Raw genomic sequence first — 26,579 nt, forward strand, 5'->3', positions numbered from 1 at the left:
ACCGGTCGTAGACCCGGTGCCGAGCTGCCCGCGTGCGGAACACCATGCGCGGGAAACAGTTCCGCAACCACGGATGCCGGTGCTGGCAACGGAACCTGCCTGCCTCGGGGCGGACGAGATCCTGACTCGCGGCGGCAGGGGAAGCAGGCTCAGCGGCCGGCGGAGTCGTCGGGACGGGAGCCGCGGCTGGTGACGAGCACGATGCCGACCATCGCGCCGACCAGGTAGGCGGCATTGGCCGGCCAGCCGAGGTCAATCCGCCCGTCGAGTGGGGAACCGAGGATTCCGGTCGCGGCGGCGAGGAGCGCGAGGTGGGTCACGAGCACGGTGCCGCCGAAGGCACGGAGTCCGTCGCGGACTCTGAACAACACGATCCGCAGCAATCCCACCGCAACCTGGAACAGGTGGAAGCCGGTGCCCAGATGGGGTCCGGTCACGACCGCCCCCCAGCCCGCGGCCGCCGCCAGCCCGTTCAACCCGAGCACCAGGTAGGCGAACCCGAACGCGTTTCCCAGAACTCCCGGCAAACCACCGGGACCGTGCCGTCGCTCCCCGCTGGCCACGGCTCCACGGTCCCGGAGAAGTCAGCAGGCGTGGAGTGCCGGCCGGCAAGTTCCTCCGAGAGAACTCAGCAGGCACCCGTCCAGCTGCACTCCAGCATCGACTCGTCCGCACTGATGCTCGACCCTGCAAGCAGGTCTGCAGTACCGATGCTCGACCCTGCAAGCAGGTCTGCAGTACCGATGCTCGACCCTGCAAGCAGGTCTTCGGTCCTCGTTCGCGGATCGTCGGGAACCTTCGGTGATGCCACCGGGTGCGGGGCTGCCGTGTGATTCCGGTCGGCGTGGTGGGTTGCGAGCCGGATCGCGATGCTGTCCTCGATGTCGCGGACAGCTTCCAGGTGGTTGTTCAACAGGATCGAGAACACCAGTAGCCGACCGTCGGCGGCGGTGACGTACCCGGACAGCGCACTGACCCCGGTGAGTGAGCCGGTCTTGGCGCGCACGTTGCCCGCTGCCGGTGTTCCCCGCATCCGGTTCCGCAAGGTTCCGCCCACCATGCGGTCCGGCTGGCCGGCGACCGGGAGCGAGGCGCGGAACGTGTCGAACCAGCCCGCGGTTCGGGCGGCGAGCAGGAGTTGGCTGACCTGTCCGGCGGTGACCATGTCCATTCTGGACAGTCCGGAGCCATCCGCCATGCGGTAGCCGGCCGGATCGAGGCCGAGTTCGGCCATCTCGGTGGTGAGCACGCGGAGTCCCGCGGGCCAGCTGCCCTCACCGTGCCGCTCGCGGCCCATGGCCTTCACCAGGATTTCGGCAATCCCGTTGTTGCTGAGCTTCATGAAGGGGACGAGCAGCTCGGCGAGCGGGATCGAGTACCGGCGGGCCAGCACGGTGGTGCCCGGTGGTACGACCCCCTCGTCGGTGGTTGCGTGCAGAACGTGCACACCGTGCCGGGAAAGGGCCCGGCGGAACACGTCGGCGGCGAGGCCAGTCGGCTCGGAGACCGTGGCCAGCTCCGTGACCGATGCCGCATCGACGTCCGTCCCGGCGCGCGGGCTGTCGGCGGTGACGTCGCCTCCCGAGGGCGGGTCCGTAGTTCCGGTGCTCGACCCCGCAAGCGGGTCTGCGGTACCCATGCCCGGCCCGGCACGGGGGTCCTCGGTACCAGCCGGGATCGAGCCGGTGACGTCAACCACGTTGCTCCCGTGCCGCCGCTCGACGGTGATCGTGGTCGGTGTACCCGGGCGACCGGTCATCGCGCGGTTCTCCACGTGGACGTACCCGGTCTCCGGCATCAGCTCCACGACGGGCGGGCGGCCGGGCACCGACGGTTGCACCCGCACCTCGACCGTGCCCGAGTCGAAATCCGTGTTCGGTGAGAGAGTGAGCGCAGAGATCTGCGGCTGGTAGTAGTACGGCTCGTCGTCCCACGCCCAGATCGCGCCGAGCCGAACCCGGTCGAACCAGCTGTCGTCGGTCCGCAACCGGCCGTGGACGACACGGATTCCGGTCGCGGCAACCTCGGCCGCCAGCCGCTCGTAGTCGACCGCCCGTACGGTCGGATCGCCCGTTCCCCGAAGGTAGAGGTCACCGTACAGCACCGGGCCGTGCCGCCTCCCCGTCATCGACACATCGGTGACGAACCGGTAATCGGGGCCAAGAACTCGCAAGGCCGCCATCGCGGTGAGGAGCTTTGCGTTGGAGGCGGGCAACAACCGGTCATCGCCACCTCGGTCGTACAGCGTCTTCCCGGTGGCGGTCTCCCGCACCACCACTCCGACCTGGGCGCCGCGTAACCGGGAATCGGCCAGGATGCGGTCGAGATCGACCGCGAGCGCGGCATGGTCGCTCGACCCGGTCCGCGCGTCGCCACCAGCCGAGGACCCGGCTGCAGGGTTGAGTATTGCTGCCGCCGGTTGGGCTCCATGAGGCGTGTCGGACAGGCTCGCGCGATCGGGCGGCGGTGTGCCCGCCTGGGTACCACCGAGCCACAGGATGCCGGCCAGGATGGTGGCGAGCGTTGACCGGGCCGCCGGGCGAGGGGACATGGTGCCTCCAGCCACGAATCGTCCGAAACATCCTGGCAGCGCCGCTTACTCCAGGTGACCACCGAATGGGTTTGCACCACCCGTTGGTTGACTTAAGCTGCCCTGCATGGCCGCTGGAACCGCCGAGGAGCGTCCCCTCGACCCGGAGGCGGTGGAGGGGCAACAGGCGGTCTACGGCCGGTGGACCCTGGCCGGCTACGACGTCGCCGTCTGGGGACTGATCGCCCCGCTCGTCTGGCGCTGCCCCCGCCGCGAGGTGCTGCGCAACTACCAGCGGAACCTCGGTCGTCGGCATGTCGAGCTGGGTCCGGGAACCGGATACTTCCTCGCGCACTGCGAGCTTCCGATCTTGCCCCGCGTCACCCTGGTCGATCTCAACCCCGAGATGCTGCGGCACGCCAGCCAACGGCTACGGCACCTGCACCCGACGCCGGTGCGCGCCAACGTGTTGGAGCCGCTTCCGGTGCCGCGACGCGAGCACGACTCGGTGGCGTTGAACTTTCTGCTGCACTGCGTGCCCGGGAACCTCACGACCAAGGGCGTGGTGTTCGGGCACGCCGCCGCGGCGAGCAGGCCAGGCGGCCGCGTGTTCGGCAGCACCGTGCTCGCCAAGGGCGTGCCGGTGAGCATGCGCGCGAGACGGTTGGTGCGGCTGTACAACGCTCGTGGAATTTTCCACAACGCCGACGACAGCCTCGAGGACCTGCGCGCTCAGCTCGACACCTACTTCGTCGAGTACGAGCTCACCGTGCGGGGTTGCGTTGCGATCTTCGCCGGCACCGTGGGCTGACCGGCACCGACCTCCGTACCGGTCGGGCTCGGGGAAAGCCGGCCGCCGAGCGTCGGAGCCCGGAGAGCAGTTCGGCCTTCTTCCGCTGGAACTCAGGCCCCCGCACCCAGAGCTGCGGGTGCGGGGAGGGTTGTCATCGCGCGACTACGGGATGACCCGCAGCAGGCCCTCCTGTACGACCGTGGCGACCAGTCGGCCGTCCCGGCTGAAGAACCGGCCGGTGGCCAGGCCACGGGCGCCCGAGGCGTTGGGCGACTCGCAGTCGTAGAGGAACCAGTCGTCGGCCCGGAACGGGCGGTGGAACCACATCGCGTGGTCCAGGCTGGCCCCGATCACCTTGTCGGTGCCCCAGTACACCCCGTGCCGGGCCAGCACCGAGTCCAGCAACGTCATGTCCGAGGCGTAGGCCAGCAGGCACACGTGCAGCAGTTCGTCGTCGGGCAACCGGCCATCGGCCTTCATCCATACCTGGTTGTGGGCCGCGCGGGGACCGGTTTCCCGCGAGACCCATGCCGGCTCGGTGACGTACCGCACGTCGATCGGGCGCGGCAGCCGGGCGAACACGTTGAGCCGGTCCTGGTATTTGGCGACCAGCTCGTGGAACGGCGGGAGCGTCAGCGGGTCGGGTACCTCGGGCATCGTCACCGCGTGGTCCAAGCCCTGCTCCGGGAGCTGGAACGACGCGGACAGCGAGAAGATCGCCTTACCTCGCTGCACGGCCACCACACGGCGGGTGGTGAAGGACCGGCCGTCCCGGATCCGGTCGACCTCGTAGACGATCGGGATGCTCGGGTCGCCGCCGCGGATGAAGTAGGCGTGCAGCGAGTGCACCTTCCGCTCGGCCGGCACGGTGCGGCCGGCCGCCACCAGGGCCTGACCGGCCACCTGGCCACCAAACACCCGGGTCGGGGACTCCGCGGGGCTCACGCCCCGGAAGATGTTCTCCTCGATGCGCTCCAGGTCGAGCAGGGCCACCAGCCGGTCCAGCACCGGCTGGCCGCAGGCCGCCCCGTCGGGCGTGGTCGGCACCGGCTCGTCCGAGTGCTGGCCGGCCGGATCGGCGGCGGCCGCCCGCGCTGCTTCGGTCACGCGCACTCCTCGCTCACGCTCTGCGGCCGGGAGCCCGCATGGGGCACCCGGCCGGGACCACGCTTCTCAGACGTGGTCCTCCTCTCCCAGGCGGTGGACCCGGATGAGGTTGGTGGAGCCGATCGTCCCCGGTGGGGAACCGGCCACGATCACCACCAGGTCGCCCGGCTGGTACCGCCCGATGGACAGCATCGCCTGGTCGACCTGGCGGATCATCTGGTCCGTCGAGTCGACCCTGGGCACCAGGAACGTCTCGGTGCCCCAGGTCAGGGCGAGCTGGCTGCGCACCTCCTCCACCGGGGTGAAGGCGAGCAACGGCAGCGGGGTGTGCAGCCGGGCCAGCCGGCGCACAGTATCACCAGATTGGGTGAAAGCGACCAGTGCCTTGGCATTCAGCCGCTCCCCGATGTCGCGGGCCGCGTAGGAGATCACCCCCCGCTTGGTGCGTGGCACGTGGCTGAGCGCGGGGACGTCGGTGGACTCCGACTCGACCGCCTCCACGATCCGGGCCATGGTCTGCACGGACTCGATCGGGTAACGGCCGACACTGGTCTCGCCGGACAGCATCACCGCGTCGGTGCCGTCCAGCACGGCGTTGGCCACGTCGGACGCCTCGGCCCGGGTCGGCCGGGAGTTACCGATCATGGAGTCGAGCATCTGGGTGGCCACGATGACCGGCTTGGCGTTCTCCCGGGCGATCTGGATCGCCCGCTTCTGCGCCAGCGGCACCGCCTCCAGCGGCAGCTCGACGCCGAGGTCACCGCGGGCCACCATGATCCCGTCGAAGGCCAGCACGATGGCTTCCAGGTTGGCCATCGCCTCCGGCTTCTCCAGCTTGGCGACCACCGGCAGCCGCCCGACGCCCACCCGGTCCATGACCTGGTGTACGACGTCGATGTCGGCCGGGGAACGGACGAAGGACAACGCGATGAAGTCCACCCGCAGGCCCAGGGCGAACTCCAGGTCCGCCACGTCCTTCTCGCTCAGCGCCGGCACGGACACGTCCATGCCGGGCAGCGAGATGCCCTTGTTGTCGCTGACCGGACCGCCCTCGACGACCTCGGCAACCACGTCGTTGCCCTCGACGGCCTTGACGACCAGGCCGACCTTGCCGTCGTCGACCAGCATCCGGTCGCCGGGGCGGGCGTCGGCGGCCAGGCCCTTGTAGGTGGTGGACACCCGGTCGTGGGTGCCCGCGACGTCGTCCACGGTGATGCGGACCACGTCACCGGTGCGCCACTCCACCGGGCCGGCGGCGAACCGGCCCAGTCGGATCTTGGGACCCTGCAGGTCACCGAGGATGGCCACGGCCCGGCCGGACTCGGCCGCGGCCTCCCGGACCATCTCGTAGACCCGCTTGTGGTCCTCGTGGCTACCATGGCTGAAATTCAGCCGCGCCACATCCATCCCGGCGCGGACGAGCTCGCGGACCTTCTCCGGAGAGGCGGTCGCGGGCCCGAGAGTACAAACGATCTTGGCACGGCGCGTCACGTGTACGCAGCCTAGCGCCGGATGCTGGACCGATCCCGCCAGCCGGGCCAGGTACTGCGAGGATCTCACATTATGGGTGCACGTTCGCTGCCGTTCGCAGTCGTTATGTTGCTCAGCGTACCGATCTTGTTCTCGCCCGCATCCGCCGTACCCACGGCCCCACCGGGTACCGACAAGATCGTCCACTTCGGCCTGTTCGCCGCGCTGGCCGTGAGCGGGCTGTGGGCACGTTCACCCCGGCTCCCCCTGGCGATCGGTCTCGCGGCCTATGCGGTCGGTTCGGAGATCCTCCAGGTCACGTTGCCGCTGCGGCGCTCCTTCAGCCTCGCCGATATCGCCGCCGACCTGTTCGGCGCCGCCGTGGTGTTCGTCGGCTCCCGGGTCCTCTTTCGACGGTCGTCGCCGCAACGGTGACGGCGTCCGGCGACCGGTCTCGGCTGTCGTCTCGTCGCGCCCGGCAGGTGGGACGATGTCGAGCCCGACGTGGCCACAACTGGGCCCGAGGAATCGGTGCTGTTGAACATCGCGCCGGTCGATTCATCACGGTGGGGCTCGAGCGCGCGATTGCTAATCGTCCTGGTGATAAATCTCGGCACCGACGGCTGCATACTGGACCGCTGTATTGGCACACGGAACGCCCCCCGCCGGTCGCCCGTCGCGGAGGCGGGCAGTCGAACCACTCCGGTTGGTCCCCGGGTCGCCGGCACACCGTTCGAGTACCGAATGGGGCGGCTGCGTCCGGCACAGGCCCGGATCGGAATCGCGGGGACAGGGCTGGTCCTACTCCCGCTCGGGCCGCCGACGCGCGGCCTCGCGCCGTTGCGCCTCGGCACGCTCACGACACCGGCGGAGAAACTCCTCGTCGTCTTCGGGGTCGGTCGCCACGTGCCGGCCGGGCCGGTCGTACTCGGGGTAGCCGCTGGTGGCACCGGATACGGTCGTGCCGGCCGGGGCCGGCCGGGGCCGGCCGGCGATGAGCCAGATGACCGAGCCGGCCGACGGCACCAGCAGCACGATCAGTAGCCAGGCCGACTTCGGCAGGTTCCGACATTCCCACTCGCTGGTGGTGATGACGTCGACCAGGCAGAAAACCCATAACACCAGCAGCGCGACACCGACGATCCCGAGGATGGGCATGGACGACTCCCCCGAATGCACCCAGAAAAACCCTGGAATCGTAGCCGGTTTCCGGTTGGTCGTCGGCCGTGCGCCCGGCCGGCGCACGGCCGATGGCGGATCCGGCACCTCCGTACGGTCCAGCCGGTGCCGATAGGGCGGCGCTGCGACGCCAGGGCGGCAATGGCGAACAATGACGCTTCCCGGTGCCGCCGCACCGCCCATTCGACCGCATCGAATGGTTCGAGCCGTACAATTGATCCAACCTCGACGGCGGCCGTTACGAAAGGATCCACGGGGCCGACCGACTCGCCCTCCGGCACGCCCATACTGGATACATGCGGCGCGTTTTGTTGATCGATGGCGACGGGGCCACGCGGGACGCGGTGGGATCCGCGCTCGGCCAGCTCGGTCACCACGTCCACGCGGTCGCGACCGCCGGCGAGGGCTTGGCCTGCATGGGCCGGAACAACATCGACATCGTCGTGCTCGACCTCGTGCTCCCGGACATGGGCGGGCTGGACGTCTGCCGCCGGGTTCGTGCGTCCAGCCACACGCCGGTCATCATTCTCACCGACCGCGCCGGGGACGCCGACGTGGTCGCCGGCCTGCGCGCGGGCGCGGACGACTACGTCGTGCGGCCGGTGAGCCCCGAGGTGCTCGATGCCCGGGTGCACGCGGTCCTGCGCCGGGCCCAGACCCCGCTCGCCGACGAGGTGCAGTTCGGCGATCTGGTGATCGACCGCACGGCGTTGACGGTCAGCAAGTGCGGGGAGCCGGTCCGGCTGGCCCCCTCGGAGCTGCGGTTGCTGCTGGAGTTGTCCGCTTCTCCCGGCCAGGTGTTCAGCCGCCAGCAGTTGCTGGAAATGGTGTGGGAACACCATTTTCTCGGCGATTCCCGGATGATCGACACCTGTGTGCAGCGCCTGCGCGCCAAGATCGAGGACGATCCGCGCTCGCCCCGGTACGTGCAGACCGTGCGCGGCTTCGGCTACCGCTTCGGTCCGCTGTGACCTCGTCCGCACCGTGACGGAGCGTTCCGGATCCGCCGGGCCGCTTCCCTCCCCCGCCCGAAGGCCGGACGAACCGCTTCGTGCTTCAGCTGGCGGGAAAACCGTGCTTGCCATACAGCGGCACGAAGTAGGCACCGGTGAGGATCCCTTGCCGTCGCAGGCTCCTCTCGGTTCGGGCGAACAGGGTGACCTCCTCCGCACCACCCGGGCCGATCGGTTGTACCAGGCGGCCACCGGTCCGGAGCTGGTCGGTGAGGGGGGCCGGAACCTCCGGGAAAGCCGCCGAGACGATGATGGCGTCATAAGGGCTCCAACGCGGGGCGCCCAGGGTGCCGTCACCGACCAGGACGCGCACGTTCCGGACCCCGTGTCGGGCCAGGTTCCCACGGGCGGTCTCCGCCAGGTCCGGCCACCGCTCGATGCTGACCACGTCCGCGGCGAGGCAGGCCAGCAGGGCCGTCTGGAAGCCGTGGCCGGTGCCGACCTCCAGCACGTTCTCCCTGCCGGTCAGGGAAAGCGCCTCGACCATGGCGGCCACGAGGGATGGCTGCGTGGTGACCTGGCCGTGCGGAATCGGCACGGGCTCGTCGTAGTAGGCGAACTCGATATGCTCGGAGGGCACGAAAGCGGCACGGGGCGTCGCGCGGATGGCCGCAAGTACCCGCTTGTCCGTGACGCCGGCGTGACGCACAGCTTCGAGGAGGGATTCGGGCGTTCGGCTCATCGCGGTCCTCTTCCGTTGCCTCCCAAGGGAGGCGATGATCAACCCGCGCCGGCGCTAGGCCGGGGCGAGAACGATCCACACCGGACCGGTTGCCAGGAGCGCCGGGTCTCCGGAAGGCAACGTGAAGGAAGTTCCCGCATCGGCGGCGTTTCTCGACCACCGCGCCTGGTACGACATGCCGTCCCGCAACACCACGGCGTCCCCACTGCCGATGGTCTGGGCAACCGGTGAAGGAAGCCCGAGTACGTCGGAGATGGCGGACTGTCGCACGGCGACCCGTTGCACGACAACGGTGGTGGCGACCGCTTGGCCGCCCTCGGCGAGGGTGAGCGGCTGGCCGTCGAAGGACACCAGCCACCGGCCCGACCCGGACTGCCAGTCGAAGCTCATCCGGGTGGCGGAGTACGCCACGTCGTGGCTGGTGGTCGGTTGCCCGCCGGCGGGAGCCGGGCCGAAGCGGAGACCGATGTCCCTGGGCTTGCTGGCGTCCCGTGCCGCGGCGAGCAGTCGTTCCGGTCGGCCGTAGAGGTTGTGTGGGGCTGCCCGGTCGTCACTGCGGAAGAAGGCATCGTCGGTCCGTTCGGGCGTGAGCAGGACGAGCGACGAGTCCCGGAGGCGGTCGGCCAGTTCCGGTGCGGAACCGGAGTAGCCGAGTGCGGGGCGGCCGAAGCTGGCCAGCAGCTCGATGTCGGACTCACGGGCGCTGCGTACCGGCCCGACCACCTGCGGCCGCTGTGCGGAGAACACCGCGAGCAGCCGGCTCGCGCCGCCCTCGACGGGCTCCACGTAGACCAGGTCGGCCACGCTCAGGCCGGTGGGCGGGCGCGCCACCGGAACGTTGTCCACCTTCACGGCGAGCACCGGTGACGGGTCGGTGACGGTGCGGCCGGTGAACGGCGACACCTGGGGCTCCCCGTCCCGGCTGCAGCCGAGGAGGGCCGCGACGAGTCCGACGGCGGCGGCCAGCCCCGTCACGGTCCGCCCCAAGCCCGATGCAGCCATGGTCACCGTGCCCCCTCCGGCCCCGAGCTCCCCGCCCCTCCCCGTCCACGGTGCACGATCAACGGGGTGCCGGTCCTGCGTCGGCATCGGTGTACACCGGCATGGGCGAGATCCCACCCGGCGGCGCGCCCGGTCGCCAGTCAGCTCCGGACCTTCTCCGCCGTCTCGTCCATGGTCTCCCGCAGGCCGCCGAACCCACCGGCCCGCTGCGCCCGGGACGGGTCGTCCTCGTACCGGGCGAGCGCCAGGCCCAGCCCGAAGAACGTGGGGGCCCACTCGCCGACGAAGATGCCCCAGCGGTCGGCCCGGGACAGCGGGGCGTTCTCCATCTTCTTGGACGTCAGCCAGGTCAGGAACGAGAACGCGATCGAACCGAAGGCGGCCATGTAGGCGTGCTCACTCCGGACTCCGACGTCGTGCAGTTTCTTGACGATCATCTTTCCTCCTCGGTGTCGACTGACGTGCCGGCCGGATCGGTGCCAGTGCCGCTCCCCGCTGCGGTGGAGGGTCGGTCGCGCCGGCGGACCAGCTTGTGCGTGCCGTCGCAGAAGGGGCCGACGGTCGAGTGGCCGCATCGACACAGGGCGACGGTACGACGACGGACGGCGATCTGCCGGCCGTCCTGGGTCTGGATGACGAAGTCGCCCCGCAGGAGCAGCGGGCCGTTTTCGCAGAGGGTCACGGTGATCGGGTTCCCGCCCCGGCCGCGATGCCGCGCCGTCATGCCCACCTCCTCAGCTCGCCTGGCCCGAGGACCATCCGAACGGGCGACGCAGCGAGCTCTCGCCGCGGTCCCACGCGGCCAGCAGGTGCGTGGCCAACTCGGCGTCCAGGTCGAGCGCACAGGCCGCGCCGAAGACGATGTCCGCCGCCAGGTCCGGCTCCGCGCGGGCGAGCGTGCCGCACAGGTCGTGCGCGGCGATCTGCTCGTGGACCGCGTCGGCCACCACGTGCTCGTCGAAGAACCAGGTGGCCAGTTCGTCCCCGCCGAGCCGGCGCAGCCCGGCGCCGTACCGGCGGTTGGGCTGCGATGAGGTCATCTCGATCGCGGCGAGATGTCCGGCCAGCGCGCCCCGCCAACGCCGGCGCAGGCCGAACAGCGAGATCACGTTCGAGGTGGCGAGGGTGACGGCGGGGACGGCGTCGACGTAGCGGCCGTATCCGTCGTCGAGCCCCAGGGCCTGCATGGTGTGCCGGAAGATCTCGGCGTGCATCCGTTCCGGCTGTCCACCGCCGTACTCGTCGGCCTGGATCTCCACCAGCGCCGCCTTCGGCCGCCCGGCCAGCCGGGGAATGCCCCAGGTGTGCGGGTCGGCCTCCTTGCGGTGGTAGATCGACCGGTGCAGCACGAACTCCCGGAACTGCCCGAGGGTGCCCTTCCGCTGCAGGTGGCGCGGGAGCGAAGGCCCGTGGTCGGTGCTGGTCAGGTCGCCCAGCGCGGTGGGGACGTCGTCCGGGGCCACCGGGCGCACGCGGACGCGGTCGCGAAGATCGACCTCGAACGCACGTTCCAGGCCGGCCCGCAGCCCGAGCAGCTCCGGTTGCCATTCCCAGGCGTCGTCGACCTCGTCGAACCCGCGGTAGTGGAGTTCGTAGCAGAGGAACAGCGAGAGCTGGAGGTCTTCGTCGTGGACGGCGGACGGCGCCGGTTGTCGCGTCGTTCCCGGGATCGGCACTGTCCCCGGCTCCCGCCGCAGGACCTCCACCAAGTGTTCGCTGACCGGGCCACGGGGTTCCGGGAGCCGCATGCACCACCTCCGACACGTTGTCGCCACCGTGCTCCATGCCGCGCGGCAGGGAGTGGCTGTCGAAGGGAGGCCCGGTATGCGCCGCAACTCACGAAAAGGTGAGAAAGGGCACAGATCCTTCTCGCGAATCGAGCGAGGATCAGTGTTGCGGGTCCGTTCCGGCGTCGGGCCGGAGGAAACCTGTTTCCTTGCGGTGTCAGAAAGTCTTGGCACGACCCGGTTCGTATCGGTGGTCGGGCCATGAGTGGGAACGGCGGAAATCGGGTGCCCGCAAGGAAAACTTGTGTGTCCACGCCGGAAACCGGGGAATTCGTCGCGATCGCTGTGCCCCCGGCTCGCCGTCGTCGGGGGCGACGGCGAGCCAGGGAGGTCGGATCAGCGAACGGCCAGTGGTAGCGCGGTCGGGTGCACCGGAGCGGGCAGGTCCGACTCGCCGGTGAGGAAGGCGTCGACCGCGTTGGCGACCGAGCGGCCCTCCGCGATCGCCCACACCACGAGCGAGGCACCGCGGTGGGCGTCCCCGCACACGAACACGCCCGGTGCGGTGGTCTCCCAGTGGGACCCGCACCCGATCGTGCCGCGCCGGGTCAGCTCGACGCCCAACCCGTCCAGCAGCGGCATGTGCTCCACGCCCTCGAAACCGATGGCCAGCAACGCCAGGTCGCACGGCAGCTCGTCGACCTCGTCGGAGATCGGGATCACCTGCCGCCGGCCGACGGCGTCCTTCTCCACCCGCACCTTGCGCAGGTGCATGGCGCGCACGTGGCCGGAGGAGTCGCCGACGAACCGCTCCACCGCGACCGCGAACCGCCGTTCGCCACCCTCGTCATGCGCCGGGTAGCTGCGCAGGATCCACGGCCACGTCGGCCAGGGCGACCGCTCGTCGTCCCGGTCCTCCGGCGGCCGCGGGTACTGGTCGAGCTGGAGCACGCTGGCCGCGCCCTGCCGGTGCGCGGTGCCCAGGCAGTCCGCGCCGGTGTCGCCGCCGCCGATGATCACCACGTGCCTGCCGGCCGCGTCGATCGGGCTCGGCCCGTCACCCTCGCAGGCCCGGTTGGCCGGCACCAGGTGCTCCATCGCCAGGTGCACGCCGGTCAGCTCGCGCCCCGGGATGCCGCGGTCGTCCCGACCGCGCAGCGCGCCCACCGCGAGCACCACCGCGTCGAAGCCGGCCCGCAGTTCCTCGGCGGCGAGGTCGACGCCCACCTCGCAGTTGGCGATGAACCGCGTGCCCTCGGCTCGCATCTGGGCGAGCCGCCGGTCCAGCACCGACTTCTCCATCTTGAACTCGGGGATGCCGTACCGCAGCAGCCCGCCGAGCCGGTCGTCCCGCTCGAACACGGTGACCTCGTGGCCGGCCCGGGTGAGCTGCTGGGCGGCGGCGAGCCCGGCCGGCCCGGAACCCACCACGGCGACCCGCTTGCCGGAGGCCACCGCGGCCGGCTGCGGCGCCACCGTGCCGTCCTCCCACGCCACGTCGGCGATGGTCTGCTCGACCCGCTTGATCGCCACCGCACCGCCGGACAGCGGCGAGATGGCCAGCACGCAGGCCGACTCGCACGGTGCCGGGCAGAGCCGGCCGGTGAACTCCGGGAAGTTGTTGGTGGCGTGCAGCCGTTCGCTCGCCTGGTCCCACAGGCCACGGCGAACCAGGTCGTTCCACTCCGGGATCAGGTTGCCCAGCGGGCAGCCGGCGCTGCCGGAGTGGCAGAACGGGATGCCGCAGTCCATGCACCGGGTGGCCTGGGTGCGGACCTCCCGCTCCCGCTCGGCCCGGGGCTGCTCGGCGTAGACCTCGTGCCAGTCACCGACCCGCTCGCCGACCGGCCGCTTGCCGGCCTCGGCCCGGGCGTGCTTGAGGAAACCGTACGGGTCAGCCACGGGACGCCTCCATGATCGCCTCGTCCTCGTCGCGGCCCTCGGCGCGGGCGATCCGCACCGCCTCCAGGACCCGCTGGTAGTCGCGGGGCATGACCTTGGCGAACGAGGCCGACCGCCGGTTCCAGTCACCCAGCAGCGAGGCGGCCACCGCCGATCCGGTGAACCGGTGGTGCCGTTCGACGATCTCGCGCAGCCACCGCAGGTCCTCGACGTCGGGCCGCTGCAGGTCCACCATCTCGCCGTTGACCCGCACCGGATCCAGGTCGAGCACGTAGGCGATGCCGCCCGACATGCCCGCGGCGACGTTGCGGCCGGTGGAGCCAAGCACCACGGCCCGGCCACCGGTCATGTACTCGAACGCGTGGTCCCCGGCGCCCTCGGCCACCGCCACCGCACCGGAGTTACGAACGCAGAACCGCTCGCCCACCTTGCCGCGCAGGAAGATCTCGCCGCCGGTGGCCCCGTAGCCGATCACGTTGCCCGCAATGACCTGCTGCTCGGCGGCGAACGGCGCGTCCTGGTGGGGACGCACGATGACGCGGCCACCGGACAGTCCCTTGGCAACGTAGTCATTGGCGTCGCCGATGAGGTCCAGCGTGATGCCGTGCGGCAGGAACGCACCCAGCGACTGCCCGGCCGACCCGGTTAACGTCACGTGGATCGTGTCGTCGGGCAGCCCGGCGCCGCCGAAGCGGCGGGTCACCTCGGCACCGAGCAGCGTGCCGACGGTGCGGTTGACGTTGCGTACCGGCAGTTCCAGCCGCACCGGGTGGGCGTCTTCCAGCGCCGCCTCGGCGAGCTGGATGAGGGTGCGGTCCAGTGCCCGCTCCAGGCCGTGGTCCTGCTCGCGCACCCTGCGCGGCGCGGTCCGGTACGGCGTCTGGGGCACCTCGAACACCGGCCGGAGGTCCAGGCCCCGGGTCTTCCAGTGCTCGATCGCCTCGTCGACGTCGAGCGCCTCGGCGTGACCGATCGCCTCGTCCAGCGAGCGGAAGCCCAGCGCCGCCAGGTGCTCGCGCACCTCCTCGGCGACGAAGTAGAAGAAGTTCTCCACGAACTCCGGCTTACCGGTGTACCGCTTGCGCAGCTCGGGGTTCTGGGTGGCGACACCGACCGGACAGGTGTCCAGGTGGCACACCCGCATCATGACGCAGCCCGCGACGATCAGCGGCGCCGTGGCGAAGCCGTACTCCTCGGCACCGAGCAGCGCGGCGATCACCACGTCACGGCCGGTCTTCAGCGCACCGTCGACCTGCACGGTGATGCGGTCCCGCAACCCGTTGAGCAGCAACGTCTGTTGCGTCTCGGCGAGCCCGATCTCCCATGGCGTGCCCGCATGCTTGAGCGAGGTCAACGGGGAGGCACCGGTGCCGCCGTCGTGCCCGGAGATCAGCACGACGTCCGCGTGCGCCTTGGCGACGCCGGCCGCCACCGTGCCCACACCCACCTCGCTGACCAGCTTCACGTGCACGCGCGCCTGGTCGTTGGCGTTCTTCAGGTCGTGGATGAGCTGGGCCAGATCCTCGATGGAGTAGATGTCGTGGTGCGGCGGCGGGGAGATCAGCGTGACCCCGGGCGTGGAGTGGCGGGTGCGCGCGATCCACGGGTACACCTTGTACCCCGGCAGCTGGCCGCCCTCGCCGGGCTTGGCGCCCTGGGCCATCTTGATCTGGATGTCGCTGGCGTTGACCAGGTACTCGCTGGTCACCCCGAACCGGCCGCTGGCGACCTGCTTGACGGCGCTGCGCCGCTCCGGGTCGTACAACCGCTCCGGGTCCTCACCGCCCTCGCCGCTGTTGGACAGGCCGCCGAGGCGGTTCATCGCGATGGCCAGGGTTTCGTGGGCCTCCTGGGAGATGGCGCCGTAGGACATCGCGCCAGTGTTGAAACGCTTGACGATCGCGCTGGCCGGCTCGACCTCCTCGATCGGCACGGGCGGGCGGTGGCCGTCCCGGAGGCGGAACAGGCCGCGCAGCGTGCCGCCCTGCCGGTTGAGCTTGTCGCACTCCTCGGTGTAGCGGCGGTAGACCTCGCTCTGCCGGGTCTTGGTGGCGTGCTGCAGCAGGAACACCGTCTCCGGGTTGAACAGGTGCAGCTCGCCCTCGCGGCGGTAGGCGTACTCACCACCGACCTCCAACCGCCGGTGCACACGGTCGGTCGGGTTGTCCGGGTAGGCCTTGCGGTGCCGGGCCGCGGCCTCGGCCGCGAGGACGTCCAGGCCGACCCCGCCGAGCTTGGAGGAGGTACCGCTGAAGTACTCGTCGACCAGGTCCTGGGACAGGCCGACGGCCTCGAAGACCTGGGCGGCGGTGTACGCGCCGACGGTGGAGATGCCCATCTTGGACATCACCTTGAGCACGCCCTTCACCAGGGCGTGGACGTAGTTGCGGGTCGCCTGCCGCGCCTCGACCCCGGTGACCAGCCCCTGGCCGACGAGGTCCTCGATGCTCTCGAACGCCAGGTAGGGGTTGACGGCCGCGGCGCCGTATCCCAGCAACAGCGCGATGTGGTGCACCTCGCGGGCGTCGCCGCTCTCCACCACGAGCGCGGCCTTCAGCCGGTCCTTGGTGCGCACCAGGTGGTGGTGCACCGCGGAGACGAGCAGCAACGACGGGATCGGCGCCCGGGTGTGGTCGGAGTCCCGGTCCGACAGCACCAGGATCCGCGCACCGGCCGCGATCGCCTCGGATGCCTCCCGCCGGACCCGCTGGATGGCGTTGGCCAGCGCCAGCCCGCCACCGTCCACATCATACAGTCCACTCAGGACGGTGCAGGCGAAGCCGGGCAGGTCGCCGTCGTCGTTGATGTGGATGAGCTTGGCCAGCTCGTCGTTGTCGATGACCGGGTAGGGCAGCTCGATGTGCCGGCAGGAGGCCGGGCCCGGGTCGAGCAGGTTCTGCTCGGGCCCCATCACCCGGGTCACCGAGGTCACGATCTCCTCGCGGATCGCGTCCAGCGGCGGGTTGGTGACCTGCGCGAAGTGCTGGGCGAAGTAGTCGTAGAGCAACCGCGGCCGCTGCGACAACGCGGCGACGGGGGTGTCGGTACCCATGGAGCCCAACGGTTCCGCGCCCGTGGTGGCCATCGGGGTCAGCAGCACGCGCAGCTCCTCCTCGGTGTAACCGAAGGTGAGCTGCCGGCGCACCACCGAGTCGTGGCTCTGCACCACGTGCTCGCGGTTGGGCAGGTCGCTCAGGTGCAGCAGGCCGGCGTGCAGCCACTCGTCGTAGGGCAGCTGGGCGGCCAGCTCGGACTTGATCTCGCCGTCGTCGACCAGGCGACCGGCGGCGGTGTCCACCAGGAACATGCGGCCCGGCTGCAGCCGCCCCTTGGCCACCACGCGCTCCGGCGGCACGTCGAGCACGCCGGTCTCGCTGGCCAGCACCACGCGGTCGTCGTCGGTGCGCCACCAGCGCGCCGGGCGCAGGCCGTTGCGGTCCAGCACGGCGCCGACCACCGCACCGTCGGTGAAGGTGACGCAGGCCGGGCCGTCCCACGGCTCCATCAGGCTGGCGTGGAACCGGTAGAACGCGCGCTGCGCCGGGTCCATCTCGGCGTGGTTCTCCCACGCCTCGGGAATCATCATCAGCACGGCGTGCGGCAGGCTGCGGCCGCCCAGGTGCAGCAGCTCCAGGACCTCGTCGAAGGACGCCGAGTCCGAGCCCTCGGGGTGGCAGACCGGGAACAGCCGGGACAACTCGCCGGGGATGAGGTCGCTGGCCAGCAACGCCTCCCGGGCGCGCATCCGGTTCCGGTTGCCGCGGATCGTGTTGATCTCGCCGTTGTGTGCCACGTAGCGGAACGGGTGCGCCAGCGGCCAGGAGGGGAAGGTGTTGGTGGAGAACCGGCTGTGCACCAACGCGATCGCGCTGGCCAGCCGGTCGTCGGTGAGGTCGGGGAAGAACTCCGGGAGCTGCCCGGTGGTCAGCATTCCCTTGTAGACCAGGGTCCGTGCGGACAGCGACGGGAAGTAGACGCCACAGCCCGCGGTACGGCTCTCGTGCTCGGCACGCTTGCGCAGGCAGAAGGCGAGCCGCTCCAGCGCCAGGCCGACGGGGAGCTCCGCGGGCTCGTCGGCCTGCCCGGCCACGAACACCATGGCGAAGTGCGGCATACAGTGCCGGGCGGCGGGGCCGACCGCGGCCTCGTCCGGCCGGACCGGCACGTCCCGCCAGCCGAGCACCCGCAGCGACTCCTGCGCGGCGATCTTCTCCACCAGCTTCGTCGCGGCCGCGCGCTGGTCGGGGTCGGCCGGCAGGAAGGCGATGCCGGCCGCGTAACGGTGCTGCCCCTGCGCGTCCGGAGTAGGCAGCTGGATGCCCAGGCGCGCGGCCTCGGCCCGCAGCAGCTCGTCCGGCAGCTGCAGCAGGATGCCCGCGCCGTCACCGCTGGTCGGCTCGGCTCCCGCAGCGCCGCGGTGCTCGAGGTTGGCCAGGGCGGTGAGGGCGTCCACCACGATCCCGTGCGACCGGCGGCCGCGGATGTCCGCGACCATTGCGACCCCACACGCGTCCCGCTCGTCACGCGGGTCGTACAGGCCGGTCGGTCCGGGGAGGGCGGAGAAGATCACGGGCAGACCTCCTTCGTCGTCCTCGGGCTCCACCTACCGGAAAAGGCGGTGGAGCATTCGGGGGTTGAGGGACGGGACGACGGTGGCCCGTAGAGAAAGGCCCGCGAGGTCATCGCGGGCGTCGTTGCGGCGACTTTAACAGCCGCGAAACCTCAAATCACCCCCTGGCGAGTGATCCTCGCCATCGGAAGGTAACGATTTGAGTGATCTGGGCGACATAGCACCCGGCGAGCGGCGACCGTGCCGCGGGCCGGCCACGTTGACGCCGTACTGACGCATCCTACGTGCTGGTAACGTTCCCGTCCTGGTGAGCGGCCGGGGGACCGAACCGGCCGTGACCCACAGGCCTCCGTGCAGCGAAGTCCGGTGCGATTCCGGCGCTGTGCCGCAACTGTGGTGGCCCGCTCCGGGGCCCGAGCCAGGTCGCCTGCGCGGGTGCCGACGCCGACCGCTCCCGACGCAGGGGTGTGGTGTCTCGAGGAGGCCGCCGAGCGCGCCGAGCCGGGCCCCGCGCCCGGCGCCGGCCGACCCACATTCGAGGCACCGATGTCCGGGCACACCACCCGCGGGCGGCTCCTGGCCGCCCTGGTCACCCTGCTCACCCTGGTCGGGCTGACCGCCTGCGCCAACCGGGAGCAGCCCGCCGGCCAGACCGCCACCACCCCCACTCCGATCGGTGCCGACCGGTTCCCGGTCGAGGTGGCCGTGGCCGGTGGGAAGCCGGTCACGCTGGAGCGGCGCCCGGAGCGCGTCGTCTCGCTCAGCCCCACCGCCACCGAGATGTTGTTCGCGGTCGGGGCGGGCAAGCAGGTGGTGGCCGTCGACAGCCTCTCCAACCACCCGGCCGAGGCGCCGCGGACCGACCTGTCGGCCTACACGCCCAACGTGGAGGCCGTCGTCGGGCACCGGCCGGACCTCGTGGTCGCCGCCGAGGATCGCAACGACCTGGTGGCCGGCCTGACCCGGGTCGAGGTGCCGGTGTTGCTGCTGCCGGCGGCCACGGCGCTGGAGGGCACCTACGAGCAGATTGAGGCGCTGGGCAAGGCCACCGGGCACCGTACCGAGGCCACCGACCTCACCCGGCGGATGCGCTCCGACATCGACAAGATCGTCCGCGACACCCCCAGGCCCGGCCGGGAGCTCAGCTACTACCACGAGCTGGACCCGCAGCTGTACTCGGCGACCTCCAAGACGTTCATCGGGCAGGTCTACGGGCTGTTCGGGCTGCGCAACATCGCCGACTCGGCCGACCCGACCGGCAGCGGCTATCCCAAGCTGTCGGCCGAGCACGTGGTCAACGCCAACCCGGACCTCATCTTCCTGGCCGACGACGAGAGCCGGGAGACGCTGGCGAGCCGGCCGGGGTGGCAGTCGATCAACGCGGTCAAGCAGAACGCCGTGGTGACACTGGAGGCCGACACCTCCTCCCGGTGGGGGCCGCGCATCATCGACCTGGTCCGGCAGGTCTCCGACGCGGTCTCCAAGGCCGCCGGGTAAACGGACGACCCGGTCCGCGCGGGGCCGAGCCGTCCGGCACTGTGCATGGCGATGACAGCACATCCCGAGCCGCAGTCGAACCTGCGGACGCACTCGCACCCAGACCCGGCTCCGGCCTCCGTACCGGGTCCGGATGCCGACCCTGCGGCGCCGCTCCCCGCCGCGACCCGGCTCACCGCGGTGCACCTGCTGGTGGCGATCGCCCTGCTGACCGGCGTGGTGACCGGTGCGGTGTTGTTCGGTGCGATCGACCTGGGCGCGTTCCGGGTGCTGGCCGAGGTCTTCGCGCAGCTCACCGGGGGCACCTCGCCGCTGTCCGAGCGGGAGGCGGCGATCCTGTGGCAGCTGCGGGTACCCCGGGTGGTGCTCGCCTGCCTGGTCGGGGCGGCACTGGCCGGCTCCGGCGCGGCCTTCCAGGGCGTCTTCCGCAACCCCATGGCCGATCCCTACTTGCTCGGGGCGGCGTCCGGGGCCGGCCTGGGCGCCACCCTGGTCATGGTGATCGCGCCGCAGACCAGGGACTGGCTGATCGGGCCGCTGCCGGTGGCCGCGTTCGTCGGGGCGCTCGGTGGCGTGGCACTGAGCTGGCTGATCGGCCGGTCGGCCGGCAACGGGACGGTCACCCTCGTGCTGGCCGGCGTGGCGGTCACCTCGTTCCTCACCGCGGTGTCCATGTTCGTGCAGCAGACCCACGTCGACTCGCTGCGCGAGGTGTACGCGTGGCTGTTCGGCGGGGTCGCCACCTCGGGCTGGCGCGAGGTGCTGGTGGTGCTGCCCTACGTCGTGCTGGCTTCGGCGGTGCTGTGGGGCTGCGGGCGGCTGCTGGACGTGTTGGGGCTCGGTGACGAGGAGGCGCGGGCGTTGGGTCTGCGGCCCGGCCGGGTGCGCGCCGCGGTGCTGCTGGCGGCCTCGTTGGCGACCGCCGCGGCGGTCGCCATGACCGGGCTCATCGGCTTCGTCGGCTTCGTCGTGCCGCACATCGTGCGGCGGACCGTCGCGGGGAGCTACCGGGTCGTGCTGCCGCTGTCGTTGTTCGTGGGGGCGGTGTTCCTCGTGCTGGCCGACATCGTGGCGCGCACGGTGCTGGCACCGGGTGAGCTGCCGGTCGGCGTGGTGACGGCGTTCACCGGTGCCCCGTTCTTCGCGCTGGTGTTGCGCGGCTCGAAGGGGCGGCAACGGTGAGCACCCTGGAGTTGCGCGAGGTCAGCGCCGGCTACCGGGATCGGACGGTGGTGTCGGGGGTGACCGTCACTGCCGGGCGGGGCTCGTGGCTGGCGATCATCGGCCCGAACGGGGCGGGCAAGTCCACCCTGCTCAAGGCGGTGGCCGGGCTGGTCCAGTGCACCGGCGAGGTGGTGCTGGACGGCAGGCCGGCCGCCGGCCTCGGGCACCGGGAACGGGCCAGGGCGGTCGGCTACGCCCCGCAGAGCCCGGAACTGCCCGAGGGGCTCACCGTGACCGACTACGTCCTGCTCGGCCGTACGCCACATCTGGGCCCGCTGGCCAGGGAGAGCGGGCGGGACCTGCGGATTGTCCGGGACGCGTTGGCTCGGCTGGACCTGGACGGTCTGGCGGGCCGCTCCCTGCGCACCCTGTCCGGTGGTGAGCGGCAGCGCGCCGTGCTGGCGCGGGTGCTGGCCCAGCAGGCGGGCCTGCTGCTGCTGGACGAGCCGACGACCGGGCTGGACATCGGGCATGCGCAGGCCCTGCTGGACCTGGTGGACCGGTTGCGGCGGGACGAGGGCGTCACGGTGGTCAGCACGCTGCACGACCTGACGCTGGCCGCCCAGTACGCCGACCAGGTAGTGCTGGTCGACCAGGGCCGGGTTGTGGCCGCCGGAGTGCCCGGCCGGGTGCTCACCCCGGAGTTGTTGGCCACCCACTACGACGCCCGGGTGAGCGTGTTGACCGCGCCCGACGGTAGCCCCGTCGTCGCCCCGGTCCGTCGCGAAGTCGTCGCGGAAGCCGACCCGGTCTCGGAGGCGACCGCGGCCTTGCGTCCGGACAGCACGGTCGATCAGTGAGACGGTCCCCCGCCGTTGCGGGCGCGGCTCCCTGCCCCATGGGCGTGGCCGGCCAATCACCCGGGCGATCTACTTACTGATTCCGGTTCGGCGGTCCACTGGGGCGGAGGATCCGCAAGCTCTGTCCGGGAGAAGTCCGGCTTCGACCGGACGTCCGAGCATTTCCCCGTGGCACAAGGAGTGCCGTCGTCAAGGAAGTCCGGAGTGGGTGCGAGCGACTTTCTTCATCCGATGGTCCAATAGGCCGCGGGCTGGCCCGTCGGGTCGGCGAACTGGATCTTGGCCCCGGCCACCCGCGCGGGATCGACGTCGAAGACGAGCGTGCCGGACACGTGCTGGCCCGTGTTGAGCCGGGTGACCGTCAGCCGCTTGCCCGCCTGGCCCGAGTAGAACGTGGCCTGGGCGACTTCCCCGTCCGCATAGACGACCTTGAACTTCAGCGGGTGCACGTCGACGGTCTCGGCCACCCGGATCGCCTTGACCTCGACATCAGCGGCCAGGAACTCGCCCCGCTTCGGCTGGACGTATCCGTTCTCGGCCGGGACGTCCCGGCGTACCCCGGTCACCGTCACGGTGATCTCGTCGGTGCCGAAACCCACGGGCTCGAGCGGAGTTCCCACCGGGGCCGTCGCCGGTTCGCGCTTCCTGTCCAACTCCTCCAGATCCAGCGTGACGCTGGGCAGTGGGTCACTGTCCGGTGCTCGCTCGAACCGGTCCGGACGCGCGGCGAGGTGGTCGCCCGTCTTCACCAGGAGCACCACGGCCAGGCTGCCCGCGACGACGGCCAGTGCCGAGGTGGCGATGCCGGCGGCGGCCGTTCCGCCGTTGGTCGCCCTGCGCCGGGAAACCCGTTTGCGGGCAAGGATTCCGAGCACGAGGCCGACAACGCCGCACACGGCACCGAGCGCACCGAGGAGCAGGGTCAGTCCGCAGGCGATACCGACCAGACCGAGCACCAGGGATGCGGTGCCCAGCCCGTTCCGCCAGGGCCCGGGTCTCGGTGCGGGCTCCTCCTCCACCATCGGAGCCGGCGGCGCAGGCGTGGTCATGGGTTCCTCCCCGCAGAACACGAAGGTCAGCTTTCACCCCACGACACGAGCGGGGGGAACGGAACACGAGGCTATGAATGCAAAGTGTTTCGTGTCAAACCAGATAAACCTGCCTCACCTGGGAAGATGCGTGCGCGAGGTCACGAAATCGCATCACCGTGTCGCCGGCGCGACGCACGCTGCTAGGCGGGCACCGTTTCCGGCCGCTTCTCCCGCTCTGCCCTCATCAGTGCATCGACGTCCACCAGTGCGGGGTTGTCGAGAACAGCGCGTAGCCGTGTGGTGTCCAGTTCGCCTTGCCAGCGTGCGACCACCAGGGTGGCGATCCCGTTGCCCACCAGGTTCGTCAACGCACGCGCCTCGGACATGAACCGGTCGATGCCCACGATCAGGGCGATACCCACCGCCGGGATGGTGTCGCCGAACGCCTGCAACGACGCGGCGAGGGTCACCAGGCCCGCGCCGGTAACACCGGCGGCCCCCTTGCTGGACAACAACATTACCAGCAGCAACCCGAGCTGCGTCCAGATGCTCAGGTGCGTTCCGGTTGCCTGCGCGATGAAGATCGCGCCCATGGTGAGATAAATGCAGGTGCCGTCGAGATTGAACGAGTACCCGGTGGGAATCGTCAGTCCCACGACTGATTTCCGCGCACCCGCCGCCTCCAGCTTCACCAACATCCTGGGCAGCACGGACTCACTGGAGGAGGTACCGAGCACGATCAGCAGCTCATCCCTGATGAAGCGGACGAACCTGAGCACGCTGAACCCCGCCAGGCGGCTCACCACGCCCAGCACCACGACGACGAACACCACGCACGTCAGGTAGAAGGCACCCATCAGGTACGCCAGCGAGCCCAGCACCTCGCCGCCGTACTTGCCGATAGTGAAGGCCATGCCGCCGAACGCACCGATCGGCGCCGCGTACATCACGACCTTGATGACGCCGAACATCACCCCGGCCACGGTGTCCAACGCGCCGACCACTCGACGGCCCCGTTCCCCGAGCCCGGACACCGCGATCGCAACGAGGATCGCCACCACCAGTACCTGGATCAGCTGGCCATCGGTGAAGGCCCCGACGAACGACTTCGGTACCAGGCCGAGGAGGAAGCCGGTGACGCCCTCGCTCTCGTGCGCCTTCTCGATCGCGCCGGCAGCGACCTTCGCGTCCGGCGTGATGCCCAGACCCTCGCCGGGCCGGAGCACGTTCACCACGACGAGGCCGATCGCCAACGCCGTGAGGGTCGTGAGGGTGAAGTAGCCAATGGTGCGCAGGGCGAGCCCGCCCGCCTTGGCAAGGTTGCCCAACCCCGCGATGCCCACCACTACCGTGCAGAAGATGGTGGGCGCGATGACCATTTTGACCAGTTTGACGAACAGGTCGGCCAACCACTTCATCTCGGCCGCCTGTTCGGGGAACACGATCCCCACCAGCACGCCCAGCACGATCGACACCAGCACCCAGAAGTACAGATGCTGGAAGAACCGTTTCCGCTGCCCGCTGCTTCCGGTGCCGTTGCCGGTCGTGCTGGTCACCGCCACTCCCCCAGTCGTCCGAACCAGAGTTACTGCGCGGTGATCTTCGTTATCGGGCCCTCGCAGAGCAAGCTAGGCAAGAGAAAACAGGACATCGGGCCACATTCGGGACACCGGAACACCTGCCAGCGGTGCGTTGTCCGGTATCACCCGGGCTCTTTTCTCGAATTGCGGGGCACGTTCAGTGGCTGGACGAGACGTCGCACGTCGGCGCACCCGGGTCGCACAGGGGCGGTTTCGGCTTGGGCTCCTTGGTGGGCTGCGGCGTGGACTTCGTCGGCCACGCGGAGGGGCTCGGCGAGTCGGAGACGCCGGAGGTCGTCGGTTCCGGGTGCCGGGTGGTCGCCTCGTCATCGCCGGAACCGGCGTCGGGCTCCCCCGGTGCCCTGTCGTCGCTGGTGTCCGCCGGTGCGGGCTGGTCGTAGTGGTTCTTTCCGGCCGGAGCGACGGGCTCGGTGGTGGTGCTCTCCGCGGCCGGCGGAAGGTTGTCACCGGCCGGTACCGGCTGGTCACCGGGCTCGGTGAACCACACCACGCCCACCCCCATCCCGACGAACAGGGCGGCGACGAGGCCGGCGGCCTTGGCCGGGAGCACCCACCGCGGCGGGTCGGACACCGGAGGGCCGATTTCCTGGGTCTCGCTCATGGGCTCCTCCGTTCGGGCGGCAACCGTTCTTGCCCGTTCCATCGGTCCCATGGGGTACCCGTTGCGCATGCCCCTGCCAACCTCACCCGAATGCCGGATGCATCGGCCCGGTGCGGCGCAACGCCTCCTGCCGCCGGTCGCGGTCCGTCACGGGGCGGCTCACAGTCGCTGCAGGTGGTCCTGGGCCCACACCGTGACGACGCCACCGGTGTCCAGGCGCACCCGGCACTGGACATCGGCACGCAGCTCGGGGTACTCGGCGCGGCGCAACGTCCACTCGTCCGCGGAGCCGACCCGGACCGGTGCCTCCTCACCGAGGGGCGGGATCCCGAAGACCACCACCCGCTCCGCGGCCTGCACGGTGCCCTCCAGGCCCGCCGGCAGCCAGCAGTCCTCGGTCAGCGGCAGGTCCTTGGCGAGACGGCACCGATCTCCCTCGGTCAACACGGCCCGGGTTTCCCTTTCCCCACGGGGCCGACGGTCCCGCCGACCCGACGACCAGATTCACCATTGCGGACGCTTGGATCGGCGGCTCGTTGCCCGACCTTGAGCGTTGCCACCCGAACAGCGGCACTCCGGCACCGCCAGCAGGGTGACCGATGTCACCTGCCTGGCCGGAAGGTGGGAGTGTCGCACCGTTTCCTGTCCGTGCAGCCAAAGTCCACAGTGGTCATCCGGTCGTGAAGACCCATTGGCCGCCGTCCGCGAGGACGGCGGCCAATGGGTTCGCTCGGTGGGGGCGGTCAGGGTGCACCGCGAGAGGTCGACCGTGTCGGGTCGTCCGTCCCCTCGACCTTGTTTCCCTCGTTGCGTTGCTCGTCCGGTGTGGCTTGCGCGCCACCGGATCCCGCTGGCGTCGTGGACGTGCCGTCGCCGTTCTCCCCGCTGCCGGCGCGCAATGCGGCAAGGTCCTCGCGCGGGCCCCGCACCAGCAACAGATAGGCGACCGCGCCGAGGAACACCAACGCGGAGACCCAGACGTTGATGCGAACGCCGAAGACGTGGGTGGCCTCGTCAGAGCGCATCATCTCGATCCAGAACCGGCCGGCGGTGTAGCCGGCGACGTAGAGCGCGAAGGCACGGCCGCGACCGAGCCGGAACCGGCGGTCCGCCCATACCACGAGGAGTGCGACGCCCAGGTTCCACAGCAGCTCGTAGAGGAACGTCGGGTGCACCACGAATTCCGGGGTCTGGCTGACCGCCACGCCGTTGAGCGGGTCGCTGAGGCCGGTGGTCGGATCGACTCGCTGGTAGATCTCCAGGCCCCAGGGCAGGGTGGTGGGGGCGCCGTACAGCTCCTGGTTGAAGTAGTTGCCCAGCCGGCCGATGGCCTGGGCGGTGACGATGCCGGGGGCGACCGCGTCGGCCAGCGCCGTGAGCGGGACGCCGCGGCGGCGACAGGCGATCCAGGCGCCCACCGCGCCCAGCGCCACCGCGCCCCAGATACCCAGGCCGCCCTGCCAGATCTTCAGCGCGTCGAGCGGGTTGCGACCCTCGCCGAAGTACTTGTACCAGTCCGTGGCGACGTGGTACAGCCGGCCGCCGACCAGGCCGAACGGCACCGCGAACACGGCGACGTCGGTCACCGTGCCCGGTTGGCCGCCGCGGGCGACGAACCGCCGCTCGCCCCACCAGATCGCGATGACGATGCCGGTGATGATGAACAACGCGTAAGCCCGGATCGGGATCGGCCCGAGGTACCACACGCCACGATCCGGGCTCGGGATCGTGGCCAGGAAGGGCAGCATCGCGCTCACGTCGCCCACGGTAGCGGGCCGAGTTCCACAACCTTCGGCATGGCCGCCGTTACCGCGTGCCCATGTCCGGTGATCACACCACCGTGCGACAGC

23 protein-coding genes are annotated in these 26,579 nt (G+C 70.7%); 6 read left to right on the top strand and 17 right to left on the bottom strand.

The window, feature by feature from the left end:
• Window positions 1-149 precede the first annotated feature (149 nt).
• Complete coding sequence (locus IEY55_RS02495) at window positions 150-563, bottom strand: hypothetical protein (protein WP_189053471.1); 414 nt, start codon at window positions 561-563, stop codon at window positions 150-152.
• Window positions 564-628: 65 nt separating this feature from the next.
• Window positions 629-2,551 (bottom strand): D-alanyl-D-alanine carboxypeptidase/D-alanyl-D-alanine endopeptidase, encoded by a 1,923-nt coding sequence (gene dacB / locus IEY55_RS02500; RefSeq protein WP_229685906.1) that lies wholly within the window; start codon window positions 2,549-2,551, stop codon window positions 629-631.
• 106 nt (window positions 2,552-2,657) lie between these two features.
• Here dacB and IEY55_RS02505 point away from each other — a divergent pair, with 106 nt between their 5' ends.
• Window positions 2,658-3,341, top strand: coding sequence for a class I SAM-dependent methyltransferase (locus IEY55_RS02505; protein ID WP_189053473.1), 684 nt, complete (start codon window positions 2,658-2,660; stop codon window positions 3,339-3,341).
• Window positions 3,342-3,485: 144 nt separating this feature from the next.
• Here IEY55_RS02505 and tesB read toward each other — a convergent pair whose 3' ends face one another.
• Entirely contained in the window at window positions 3,486-4,430 is a 945-nt protein-coding gene (gene tesB / locus IEY55_RS02510; protein WP_189053475.1) for an acyl-CoA thioesterase II, read from the bottom strand.
• 66 nt (window positions 4,431-4,496) lie between these two features.
• Entirely contained in the window at window positions 4,497-5,921 is a 1,425-nt protein-coding gene (pyk, locus tag IEY55_RS02515; protein ID WP_189053477.1) for a pyruvate kinase, read from the bottom strand.
• 72 nt (window positions 5,922-5,993) lie between these two features.
• Here pyk and IEY55_RS02520 point away from each other — a divergent pair, with 72 nt between their 5' ends.
• Window positions 5,994-6,335: a VanZ family protein gene (locus tag IEY55_RS02520; RefSeq protein ID WP_189053479.1), complete on the top strand. Its 342-nt coding sequence runs from the start codon at window positions 5,994-5,996 to the stop codon at window positions 6,333-6,335.
• Window positions 6,336-6,701: 366 nt separating this feature from the next.
• Here the strand turns inward: IEY55_RS02520 and IEY55_RS02525 are convergent, their stop codons facing one another.
• Window positions 6,702-7,058: a PLDc N-terminal domain-containing protein gene (locus IEY55_RS02525; RefSeq protein WP_189053481.1), complete on the bottom strand. Its 357-nt coding sequence runs from the start codon at window positions 7,056-7,058 to the stop codon at window positions 6,702-6,704.
• A 317-nt stretch (window positions 7,059-7,375) separates the two neighbouring features.
• Between IEY55_RS02525 and IEY55_RS02530 the strand changes: the two genes are divergently transcribed.
• The gene (locus IEY55_RS02530; RefSeq protein ID WP_189053483.1) at window positions 7,376-8,050 is read left to right on the top strand and encodes a winged helix-turn-helix domain-containing protein; all 675 of its coding nucleotides are present in this window, start codon (window positions 7,376-7,378) and stop codon (window positions 8,048-8,050) included.
• Window positions 8,051-8,135: 85 nt separating this feature from the next.
• Here the strand turns inward: IEY55_RS02530 and IEY55_RS02535 are convergent, their stop codons facing one another.
• The 7 genes from IEY55_RS02535 to gltB all read right to left on the bottom strand — a co-directional run bounded on the left by IEY55_RS02535 (window position 8,136) and on the right by gltB (window position 17,975).
• Window positions 8,136-8,774, bottom strand: coding sequence for a protein-L-isoaspartate(D-aspartate) O-methyltransferase (locus IEY55_RS02535; RefSeq protein ID WP_189053485.1), 639 nt, complete (start codon window positions 8,772-8,774; stop codon window positions 8,136-8,138).
• Window positions 8,775-8,828: 54 nt separating this feature from the next.
• A complete protein-coding gene (locus tag IEY55_RS02540) occupies window positions 8,829-9,776 on the bottom strand; it encodes a DUF3048 domain-containing protein (protein WP_189053487.1) in 948 nt (315 codons plus the stop codon).
• Window positions 9,777-9,916: 140 nt separating this feature from the next.
• A complete protein-coding gene (locus IEY55_RS02545) occupies window positions 9,917-10,213 on the bottom strand; it encodes a hypothetical protein (protein WP_189053489.1) in 297 nt (98 codons plus the stop codon).
• Window positions 10,210-10,500, bottom strand: a complete 291-nt coding sequence (locus IEY55_RS02550) for a CDGSH iron-sulfur domain-containing protein (RefSeq protein WP_189053491.1) — start codon at window positions 10,498-10,500, stop codon at window positions 10,210-10,212. The genes IEY55_RS02545 and IEY55_RS02550 overlap by 4 nt, the downstream gene beginning before the upstream one ends.
• A 10-nt stretch (window positions 10,501-10,510) precedes the next feature.
• Window positions 10,511-11,524: an iron-containing redox enzyme family protein gene (locus IEY55_RS02555; RefSeq protein ID WP_189053493.1), complete on the bottom strand. Its 1,014-nt coding sequence runs from the start codon at window positions 11,522-11,524 to the stop codon at window positions 10,511-10,513.
• 375 nt (window positions 11,525-11,899) lie between these two features.
• Window positions 11,900-13,405 carry a glutamate synthase subunit beta gene (locus tag IEY55_RS02560; protein WP_189053495.1) on the bottom strand — a complete coding sequence of 502 codons (1,506 nt, stop codon included), beginning with the start codon at window positions 13,403-13,405 and terminating at the stop codon, window positions 11,900-11,902.
• A complete protein-coding gene (gene gltB, locus IEY55_RS02565) occupies window positions 13,398-17,975 on the bottom strand; it encodes a glutamate synthase large subunit (RefSeq protein ID WP_189053497.1) in 4,578 nt (1,525 codons plus the stop codon). Before gltB ends, IEY55_RS02560 begins: the two co-directional genes overlap by 8 nt.
• Before the next feature lie 435 nt (window positions 17,976-18,410).
• Between gltB and IEY55_RS02570 the strand changes: the two genes are divergently transcribed.
• The 3 genes from IEY55_RS02570 to IEY55_RS02580 are packed head-to-tail and all read left to right on the top strand — an operon-like array spanning window position 18,411 to window position 21,496.
• On the top strand, window positions 18,411-19,472 hold the full coding sequence (locus IEY55_RS02570; protein WP_229685908.1) for an ABC transporter substrate-binding protein: 1,062 nt from the start codon (window positions 18,411-18,413) through the stop codon (window positions 19,470-19,472).
• Window positions 19,473-19,523: 51 nt separating this feature from the next.
• Window positions 19,524-20,654 (top strand): FecCD family ABC transporter permease, encoded by a 1,131-nt coding sequence (locus IEY55_RS02575; RefSeq protein WP_189053499.1) that lies wholly within the window; start codon window positions 19,524-19,526, stop codon window positions 20,652-20,654.
• Window positions 20,651-21,496 (top strand): ABC transporter ATP-binding protein, encoded by an 846-nt coding sequence (locus IEY55_RS02580; RefSeq protein WP_189053501.1) that lies wholly within the window; start codon window positions 20,651-20,653, stop codon window positions 21,494-21,496. Before IEY55_RS02575 ends, IEY55_RS02580 begins: the two co-directional genes overlap by 4 nt.
• Before the next feature lie 224 nt (window positions 21,497-21,720).
• Here IEY55_RS02580 and IEY55_RS02585 read toward each other — a convergent pair whose 3' ends face one another.
• The 5 genes from IEY55_RS02585 to lgt form a co-directional block, all read right to left on the bottom strand.
• The gene (locus tag IEY55_RS02585; protein WP_189053503.1) at window positions 21,721-22,545 is read right to left on the bottom strand and encodes a DUF4190 domain-containing protein; all 825 of its coding nucleotides are present in this window, start codon (window positions 22,543-22,545) and stop codon (window positions 21,721-21,723) included.
• Window positions 22,546-22,727: 182 nt separating this feature from the next.
• On the bottom strand, window positions 22,728-24,083 hold the full coding sequence (gene dctA, locus IEY55_RS02590) for a C4-dicarboxylate transporter DctA (protein WP_189053505.1): 1,356 nt from the start codon (window positions 24,081-24,083) through the stop codon (window positions 22,728-22,730).
• Window positions 24,084-24,264: 181 nt separating this feature from the next.
• Window positions 24,265-24,729 carry a hypothetical protein gene (locus IEY55_RS02595; RefSeq protein WP_189053507.1) on the bottom strand — a complete coding sequence of 155 codons (465 nt, stop codon included), beginning with the start codon at window positions 24,727-24,729 and terminating at the stop codon, window positions 24,265-24,267.
• Window positions 24,730-24,888: 159 nt separating this feature from the next.
• Window positions 24,889-25,176, bottom strand: coding sequence for a hypothetical protein (locus IEY55_RS02600; RefSeq protein ID WP_189053509.1), 288 nt, complete (start codon window positions 25,174-25,176; stop codon window positions 24,889-24,891).
• A 296-nt stretch (window positions 25,177-25,472) separates the two neighbouring features.
• A complete protein-coding gene (gene lgt / locus IEY55_RS02605) occupies window positions 25,473-26,477 on the bottom strand; it encodes a prolipoprotein diacylglyceryl transferase (protein ID WP_189054199.1) in 1,005 nt (334 codons plus the stop codon).
• Window positions 26,478-26,579: the final 102 nt, after the last annotated feature.

This window comes from Longimycelium tulufanense (assembly GCF_014645795.1).
GTDB lineage: Bacteria > Actinomycetota > Actinomycetes > Mycobacteriales > Pseudonocardiaceae > Longimycelium > Longimycelium tulufanense.

What these genes read in the sequence shown, in the direction of transcription:
- dacB (WP_229685906.1), bottom strand. Translation starts at nt 2,551, where the DNA reads ATGTCCCCTCGCCCGGCGGCCCGGTCAACGCTCGCCACCATCCTGGCC.
- IEY55_RS02505 (WP_189053473.1), top strand. Translation starts at nt 2,658, where the DNA reads ATGGCCGCTGGAACCGCCGAGGAGCGTCCCCTCGACCCGGAGGCGGTG.
- IEY55_RS02520 (WP_189053479.1), top strand. Translation starts at nt 5,994, where the DNA reads ATGGGTGCACGTTCGCTGCCGTTCGCAGTCGTTATGTTGCTCAGCGTA.
- IEY55_RS02525 (WP_189053481.1), bottom strand. Translation starts at nt 7,058, where the DNA reads ATGCCCATCCTCGGGATCGTCGGTGTCGCGCTGCTGGTGTTATGGGTT.
- IEY55_RS02530 (WP_189053483.1), top strand. Translation starts at nt 7,376, where the DNA reads ATGCGGCGCGTTTTGTTGATCGATGGCGACGGGGCCACGCGGGACGCG.
- IEY55_RS02535 (WP_189053485.1), bottom strand. Translation starts at nt 8,774, where the DNA reads ATGAGCCGAACGCCCGAATCCCTCCTCGAAGCTGTGCGTCACGCCGGC.
- IEY55_RS02540 (WP_189053487.1), bottom strand. Translation starts at nt 9,776, where the DNA reads ATGGCTGCATCGGGCTTGGGGCGGACCGTGACGGGGCTGGCCGCCGCC.
- IEY55_RS02545 (WP_189053489.1), bottom strand. Translation starts at nt 10,213, where the DNA reads ATGATCGTCAAGAAACTGCACGACGTCGGAGTCCGGAGTGAGCACGCC.
- IEY55_RS02550 (WP_189053491.1), bottom strand. Translation starts at nt 10,500, where the DNA reads ATGACGGCGCGGCATCGCGGCCGGGGCGGGAACCCGATCACCGTGACC.
- IEY55_RS02555 (WP_189053493.1), bottom strand. Translation starts at nt 11,524, where the DNA reads ATGCGGCTCCCGGAACCCCGTGGCCCGGTCAGCGAACACTTGGTGGAG.
- IEY55_RS02575 (WP_189053499.1), top strand. Translation starts at nt 19,524, where the DNA reads ATGACAGCACATCCCGAGCCGCAGTCGAACCTGCGGACGCACTCGCAC.
- IEY55_RS02585 (WP_189053503.1), bottom strand. Translation starts at nt 22,545, where the DNA reads ATGACCACGCCTGCGCCGCCGGCTCCGATGGTGGAGGAGGAGCCCGCA.
- IEY55_RS02595 (WP_189053507.1), bottom strand. Translation starts at nt 24,729, where the DNA reads ATGAGCGAGACCCAGGAAATCGGCCCTCCGGTGTCCGACCCGCCGCGG.
- lgt (WP_189054199.1), bottom strand. Translation starts at nt 26,477, where the DNA reads ATGCTGCCCTTCCTGGCCACGATCCCGAGCCCGGATCGTGGCGTGTGG.